Annotated in this window: 5 protein-coding genes; 1 reads left to right on the top strand and 4 read right to left on the bottom strand. The window is 64.0% G+C overall.

Annotated elements, in window-relative coordinates:
* Positions 1-809: 809 nt before the first annotated feature.
* The 4 genes from ACEG18_RS09650 to ACEG18_RS09635 all read right to left on the bottom strand — a co-directional run bounded on the left by ACEG18_RS09650 (position 810) and on the right by ACEG18_RS09635 (position 3,051).
* On the bottom strand, positions 810-1,334 hold the full coding sequence (locus ACEG18_RS09650; RefSeq protein WP_372542577.1) for an SH3 domain-containing protein: 525 nt from the start codon (positions 1,332-1,334) through the stop codon (positions 810-812).
* 200 nt (positions 1,335-1,534) lie between these two features.
* Complete coding sequence (locus ACEG18_RS09645) at positions 1,535-2,245, bottom strand: 3'-5' exonuclease (protein WP_372542576.1); 711 nt, start codon at positions 2,243-2,245, stop codon at positions 1,535-1,537.
* Between the two features lie 4 nt (positions 2,246-2,249).
* Positions 2,250-2,732, bottom strand: a complete 483-nt coding sequence (locus tag ACEG18_RS09640) for a hypothetical protein (protein ID WP_372542574.1) — start codon at positions 2,730-2,732, stop codon at positions 2,250-2,252.
* Positions 2,722-3,051 carry a hypothetical protein gene (locus tag ACEG18_RS09635; protein WP_372542573.1) on the bottom strand — a complete coding sequence of 110 codons (330 nt, stop codon included), beginning with the start codon at positions 3,049-3,051 and terminating at the stop codon, positions 2,722-2,724. The genes ACEG18_RS09640 and ACEG18_RS09635 overlap by 11 nt, the downstream gene beginning before the upstream one ends.
* Positions 3,052-3,331: 280 nt before the next feature.
* Here ACEG18_RS09635 and ACEG18_RS09630 point away from each other — a divergent pair, with 280 nt between their 5' ends.
* Positions 3,332-4,738, top strand: a complete 1,407-nt coding sequence (locus ACEG18_RS09630) for a MobA/MobL family protein (RefSeq protein ID WP_372542571.1) — start codon at positions 3,332-3,334, stop codon at positions 4,736-4,738.
* Positions 4,739-5,676: the final 938 nt, after the last annotated feature.

Genomic DNA, 5,676 nt, shown 5'->3' with positions numbered 1-5,676 from the left:
CATATGGACTAGTCGACCCCTAGGCGTAGGTCAGGGCGCACCCCCAGGCGGCAATATCGGCCGCCTTCTGGTGAGCAACACCCTGGTGATGGAGCGATGGCTTCAAGGTCAAGCAAACGTCCGCAACCTGTCCGTGGCGATCGGAGCTGTTCGGCGCTCCCGCCCAACGTAAGCCGAGCGCGGGGAGGTTTGGTCCGTCCCGCTCAACAAATAAAATCTCTGGTAAAAGGGCTAATGCCCCGACGCGACGTGACACATGGCGAAGCGAGGACTCGGGAAAGCTCAGGAAGGCTGTGGAGGTCGACCCTAAAAACCCAAGGGACAGTTGAGGGTTTTCCGTTTAAAGCGGTTGGTTCGATTGGGGGGGGGCGGCCGCAGTCTGTCTCGACTACGCATCCCAAAGAAACTAAGTCGTCACTCACACACGGCCAAAGCCGCGCAGCGTAACCGCACTCCCAGCATCGGCACGGAGACCGATGGACGGTCAATCCATCCAGCCGACCCGCCGCCGCCCCCGCCAGGGCAACCCGCACGCCCATCGTCCAGGCACGGTCGCTTCGCTCCCTCTGATGAGGGGCTACGCGCCCCTCATGCACCCGCGTCCTGGATAACCTCTTGATACTCTCCCAAATAGTGAAACGAAAAACCGCAGCGTAGGCGGGGTAGGCCGTAGGAAACGCGAAGCGTTTTCATGGCCGTTTTTGGCCCCGCCGAAGCGGGCGGGCGGGCTGTTGGAAGGGCGGTAAATCTTTGATTTTCCGCGCTTTCAATGGACCGCCAGTCACCCTCTGGGATAGAGGTTCTGCCTGCTATTCAGTGCTTTTTGGTAGCAGATGCTGCGCTTTAATCCTGTCGCGCGTCCAGGGCCAGTGGAACCCTTCCAAACGGCGGCTCAGCGCAAGGTCCTCGCGGAGTTGGGCGTTCTCGCGCTTCAGGTCCTCGATGCGCTGCTCGGCCTGCGCGATGGCCTCGACCGCCGCGGCGTCGCGGTTGGCGATCTGGTCGGTCAGCCGCTCGACCTCGCGCTCGAGCGCGGCGATCTGGTCGCGGTACGGCTCGACTTGGGCCGCGACCAGATCGAGGACGGCCTCGGGGTCCTCGGGCGCGGGCCCGTCGGACGGCATCAGCGCCGCGGCGAGCGCGGACGCGGATGCGGGCGGGAGCAGCTGACGGCCGCGGCGGTCGCCGGGGTCGGTCACGGTGGCCAAGCCCAGCTCCTTGAGACGGCGTGCGGCGGTCGATTTGGACACGCCGCACGCCTTGGCGACGTCCGCGATCGTGCTCAAAGTCGCGGCATCGGTCTTTTTGGTCGCGTCACGGGTTGAATCGTTCACGGTCGCGCATCTCCCATACAAGCTAACATAAGGCCTATTATTGGCACCTTCATATATCAATCTACCTGCGATTATATCAAGTCGCGGCAGTGAATCGGTTCACAGCCCGCCCCATCTCGACGCATGACGCGTCTTTTGGGGCGTGATTCGGTTCGCATCGATTCTCGACCCAAAAGACGCGTCAGTGCGGCGGTATCGCGTCAGAACCTGAAATTCGGGTAAAGCATCTGGATGCCCTCGGGCCCGCGGAGGCGCCGCCACTCGGCATCGACGTACTTCTGGACGGCAAGGCACGCCAGCGCGTCCGCAAGGGACCCGTGGGACTTATCAGTCCACTCGTACTCGGCGATCCGCGCCGCCTCGGTCAGCTTGTACCACTTGTAATCCTCGCGAGCGCCGTCCCAGTCCCCCTGGAGTTTGGCGAACTCGTACATGGTGTCGGTGATGCGCGGCTTGCGGCCCGGTCTATACGGTCCGATGTTGACGGCACTGAGGAAACTCATGTCAAAGCCGACGTTGTAGCCGATGATCTCGTCGGCATCGCAGATGATCTGGCCGATTCTGCCATCGTCCTGCCAGATGCCGCGGCACTTCGCGACCGACTCCGGCGAGATGCCGTTGACCCTCTCCGCATCGGGCCACTCGGTCTTGCGCGTGGGCTTGTACCTCCTGTCGTGGAGCACTTTGCCGTCCCAATCGACGATGCTCAAGCTAAGAATCTCGTCCTCGTTGGGGTCGAGGCCCGTGGTCTCGCAATCCAGGCAGATGATCTTGGGACGTTCCTCGACCTCGAGGTATCCGAAGTTGCCCCCGTCGCGCTTTTTGGTGATTTTGATAGGGCTGCAGCTGGGGCCGAAGATGTGCGCCGCCTGCTCGATTTCCTCAGGGGTTCCGTCGATGCGAACCTTCATCGTGTCACTCCTCGCTAAGGGTCCAGTAGACCTCGCCGTCCACGTCGACGCGGTAGATTCCGAGTGTCGCCCCCGCGATCTCGAAGAACTCGTAGGGGTCGGCCGCGGCGCGGCCCGCGTCAGCGAGTTTCGCTGGCATGGACGCGATGGTGCGGACAAGTCCGCGATTGTCATCGGTTGACCGCGCCGCGGCCTCCCTCGCCGCGCCGAACTCGTCCCCGTCGGCATCGTAGGCGTTGACCGCGGCGGCGCGGTTCCTCGTCGCGTCGTCGGGGCTGTCCTCGCAGCTCGACCAAAGCTCTACCTTGAGCCCGTTCGGGCTCACGCCGAAACACTCCATTGTGATCGCGGCCGAGCCGTCGGCGCGGGTGTAATAGCTCTCGATGCGGCCGCGGCGGACGAATTGGCCGCGGTCTGGGCCGTCCCCGTAGTAGAGGGCCGTGCCGTCCGCGGCGCGGTAGGCGGAGTAGTAGACCTTAACGTTCACCGTCGGCCTCCAGCAGCATGCCGACGGCCTCGGCGATCTGGCCGCCGCGGGTGAATGGCACGCCGTTCGTGTATCGCAGCTCCTCAGTCAGCGCGACGGACAGGGCGCGGCGGCTGTCCTCGGTGTCAAAGGTCATGCCGGCGGTCTGTTCGAGAATCGCGCCGACCTCCACAAGGCGGTGGGTTCGAGCCTTCCGATCCGCCGCGGCCTTTTTCTTCTCGAGGTCCCGCAGCTCCTTCTTCAGCGCCGCCGCCCTCGCGGCCTGCTTGTCGGCCGCGGCCCTCTTCCGTGCGATCTGCTCGTCAATCGAAGCCGTCATATCGACCGCCCTTCCTGCTCGTTACGGTTTGTCATCGCAGAAAAATATACCCATCTACGCGGTAAAATTACGCAGGCAGGGTATATCACTACTTTAGTAGTGCGCACTTAGCACCACTTTTGCTGCGCAAAAGCGGTGCGTTGCGTGCGGTCTTGGCAGACGGCCCTACGCCCACGCCGTAGCGCCCGTTCGCCTTGGGCGGCTCACGTACACGGCGGCGGGGCTGCGCGGTCGCATCCGCTCCCTTGCGCTCCGCGCCCCTTGCCTGAAAGGAACTCGCATGGCCATCTACCACCTCAACGCCCGCGGCTGCTCGCCCTCGACTGGCGCGGGCGCTGTCCGCAAGGCCGCCTATCAATCTGGACAGGCGCTCGTCGAGGAACGGTCGGGGCGGCTCTGCGACTATGCCCGCAAGGAGCGCGTGACCGCCCAGGGGCTGGCCCTGCCCGCCGCCGCGCCGCCCATCGACCGCGGTGCCCTCTGGAACGAGGCCGAACGGGTCTGGGCCGAGGCGGGCGGCGGCAAGGAGCTCGTGGCCAAGCGCTTCGAGTTCGCGTTGCCCATCGAGCTGGATGAGCGCGGGCGGCTCGCCTGCGTGCGCGACTTCTGCGCACTGTTCCCCGCCAAGGCCTGCGACTGGGCGATCCACGACGACGGCCGCGGCGGCAACCCCCACGCGCATGTTTTGGTGTCGGCGCTCGACCTCGGTGCGGACGGCTTCAAGCCGCGTCCCAAATCGGAGAAGGGGCGGAGCTGGTATCTACTTGAGCGTGAGGGCGGCGAGCGAATCGTGATTCCCGCGACGGACTGGGCCGCGGCCAAGGCCGTCGGCTGGCAGAAGCTCTATAACTTCGAGGACGGCAAGCGCCGCACCATGAAGCAGGCGAAAGCGGAGGGCCTTGGCACCAAGGACCGCGTCAGCAAGAGCCCCGTCAAGATGCACCGCACGGAGGGACGCAGCGCCCGCGAGGTGGAGAAGGAGCAGCTGGTCGAGGTCCGCGCCGCCTGGGCGAGCATCGCGAACAGGCACCTCGCGGCGCACGCCGCGGCCACTGGTACCGCGGCTGTGGCCATAGACCATCGCTCTAATAAAGATAGGGGGCTGGACGAGCAGCCGACCGTCCACGAGGGCGGCGCGGGGCTGATCGGGCACACCGACCGCGTGAAACTCAACAAGGAGATACGCGAGCGCAACGCCCGCCTGTGCGTCCTGCGCTCCGAGCTGCAGAACGAGGGCGCCGCCCTCGAGCAGCTGCAGCAGGAGATCGCCGACCTCGAGAGCAAGCGCCGCACGGCCGAGCATTCGTGGCAGTCGCGACCGCGCAAGGGCGAGCGTCAGCGCAAGGCGGCCTTAGCCAAGCGCCGCCGCGCGGCTATGGCCACCGCCGCGGCGGCTACCGCGGCAAGGAAGCGCGCGACCGCCGCGGCAGCGGACCAGACCGACACCCGCGCCGAGCTTATCGTTCAGCTCGACGAGCAGATCGCCGCGCTCGACCTCAAAATCAGGACGCTGCAGGGCGGCAATTCTGCCGCGATGCTGTCTGGTCCCCTGCGGGAGGCCGCGGCGCTGGGAGTCGAGCGCCGAAAGCTCGCCGACGAGCGGGCGCGTCTCGCGGGCGAGGACACCGCGCCGCGCAGGCCCGAGCCGCCCCAGACTGAGCAGAAGCACCGCGGCCCCAAGCACTAGCCGCCGCGGTAGCTTCAGCTACATCGGCGCCGGCTATGGCCATGACCGTTCGCGGCGGCAATCCCGCCGCCCGTGGCCACCACTGGTGGTAGGCGTAAAAAAACGGTGGAGCGGCTGCAAAAGAGACGCCCCACCGGGTAAAATCAGGTTGTGCCGCGAAACCCGCTCCTAGTCGGTCAAACTTTGGGAACGCGGGCAACGCAGGTACGAACGAATTGATAGCCCGGTGCCCGCCGGGCTATTTTTTTCTCCCTTCGCTATCCGTTCTGCTTATATTCCTTCCACCACCGGATCGCGTACATGACGGACCGGATGATGCTGGCCATATAGGCCGTGGCACGCAGGATTTCAAGAATCAAATTCATAGGCCGCTCCAATCAAAGATCGAAGCGTTGCCCGCAGACGGGTTTCGCGGCGGTCAAGATTCTACCCCACGTCCTGTAAAGGCAGGGCCTTAGCCATCGGCGTCGGCAAATAGCAAAAAGGGGGCTTCCCGTTTGGGAAGCCCCCTTGCGCTTCATTCGGTTTTGTTGTAGCGATTTGAACATATTTTGTACGGCAGCGTACGTGTATCTACCTGCGAAAATAGTCAAAAAAAAATAGCAGCCTGCCCGCCGTAGCGGGCGGGCTGCTGCTATTATTGGGCTGTGCGTTGGTGCTACCAACACCTTCGCACGAGTAGAGGCGAGCTACCAACTCGCGATTCTACAGCGCCAGGAAAGCTACTGAGCCGCTTGCCTGACATGTCTATCATAGCAGCAACCCGCAGGTCACGCTATTAGCAAGCTGAGAATTCGCAAATGGGAGCCACCTCAATGGCTCCCATTTTTTGTGGAGCGACACATAGGCCGTTCCACGTCGGCACGGGTTGTATGCCCGTTAAAAAAGGTAGCCCTTAGCTCGAATAACGTGAGACTGTGACAGGCAGAAGGACAGTC

Source organism: Collinsella aerofaciens (assembly GCF_041537385.1).
GTDB lineage: Bacteria > Actinomycetota > Coriobacteriia > Coriobacteriales > Coriobacteriaceae > Collinsella > Collinsella aerofaciens_BV.
The sequence above is the reverse complement of the archived record's forward strand: the minus strand, read 5'-3'. Positions and strand labels throughout refer to the sequence as shown.

What these genes read in the sequence shown, in the direction of transcription:
- ACEG18_RS09635 (WP_372542573.1), bottom strand. Translation starts at nt 3,051, where the DNA reads ATGACGGCTTCGATTGACGAGCAGATCGCACGGAAGAGGGCCGCGGCC.
- ACEG18_RS09630 (WP_372542571.1), top strand. Translation starts at nt 3,332, where the DNA reads ATGGCCATCTACCACCTCAACGCCCGCGGCTGCTCGCCCTCGACTGGC.
- ACEG18_RS09645 (WP_372542576.1), bottom strand. Translation starts at nt 2,245, where the DNA reads ATGAAGGTTCGCATCGACGGAACCCCTGAGGAAATCGAGCAGGCGGCG.